Origin of the sequence: Mesorhizobium sp. M2A.F.Ca.ET.067.02.1.1, assembly GCF_004023285.1 — a bacterium.
In the GTDB taxonomy this organism is placed as follows: Bacteria; Pseudomonadota; Alphaproteobacteria; order Rhizobiales; family Rhizobiaceae; genus Mesorhizobium.
Genome location: NZ_RZSB01001100.1, coordinates 1 through 1,361, shown reverse-complemented (window position 1 = coordinate 1,361; position 1,361 = coordinate 1). Strand labels below are relative to the sequence as shown.

Sequence of the window (1,361 nt, the reverse complement as noted above, 5' to 3'; positions counted from 1 at the left end):
CGCGTGGATGGACGGGCAAAGGTCACTGGAGCAGCTCGCTACGCGGCAGACTTCAATCAGCCGGATCAGCTATATGCCGTCATAGTTAGCGCAAGCGTTGGTCTTGGTCGCATCACAGACATCATGGCGGCCGAGGTGGAAAGCATGCCGGGCGTCAAGGCGGTGATCACTCACCGCAATTCGCCTCAGCTTCCGTATCTGCCGCACAAGGCTGTCATCGATCCGGCGGCGGGCGAGCGGTTGCATGTGCTGCAGGACGAGATAGTGCGCTTCTATGGCCAGCCGGTAGCCGTCGTCGTCGCCGACACGCTTGATGACGCGGAACACGCTGCTGCAGCACTACGCATTCAATATGATTCCAGCCGGCCCTTGGTCGATCCCACGGATCAGCTGGCCGAAAGGATCGCTCCGAGTGCGGGCCGCGCGGACAGATCGCGCGGCGACGCCGACCGCGCGCTCACGGAAGCAGCCTACAAGATCGATGCCGTCTATGAGATTGCACGAGAGAACCATAACCCCATGGAGCCGCACGCGACTATCGCGGCATGGGAGGGCGAGCGGCTCATCCTCTGGAGCAAGACGCAATACATCGCCAATGAGCGGGCGGAGATTGCTGCCGTCTTCGGGCTGCCGGTAGAGAGCGTTCAGGTGAACTGTCCCTTTATTGGAGGTGCCTTCGGCACCAGTTTGCGGACATGGCCACATGTGACGCTCACCGCACTTGCGGCTCGGCATGTCCGACGCCCTGTGAAGCTGGTGCTTACGCGCAAGCAAATGTTTTTCACCACCGGGCATCGGCCGCGCACGCAACAGAGGGTTGCGGTGGGAGCGAACTCGGAGGGTAAGCTTGCAGGTATCCTTCACGAGGGTGTCGGTGAAACGAGCCGGTACGAGCAGTTCGAAGAGGCGCTGACAGCGGTCACCGAATACATGTATTCGTGTCCCAACTTGCGTACTCAGTACCGGCTGTCACCGCTTGATACGGGCACGCCTAACCACATGCGCGGCCCAGGAGAGGCGAGCGGCATCTTCGCTCTCGAAAGCGCCATGGATGAGCTCTCCTACGCGATGAGCATTGACCCCATAAAGCTTCGGCTGCGTAACGAGCCGTCCATTGACGAAGCCCAGGGCAAGCCTTTTTCCAGTCGCTCGTTGACGCAATGCTATCAGGTGGCGGCTCAACATTTCGGCTGGTCACGCCGAAATCCGGAGCCGCGATCGATGCGCGACGGTCGTCTTCTGATCGGGATGGGGGCAGCGTCGGCAACATACCCCGCATTCCAGGCGCCGGCTAATGCCCTCGTCCGGCTGATGCCCGACGGTTCAGTGGAAGTCGAGGCCGCTGCCAGCGACATGGGGCC

At 61.4% G+C, this 1,361-nt stretch carries 1 protein-coding gene; it reads left to right on the top strand.

Translation table 11 applies throughout. The annotated features are described in order from the left end of the window. On the top strand, positions 1 to 1,361 hold a 1,361-nt coding region (locus EOA28_RS35785; protein ID WP_148671110.1), incomplete at both ends, for a xanthine dehydrogenase family protein molybdopterin-binding subunit.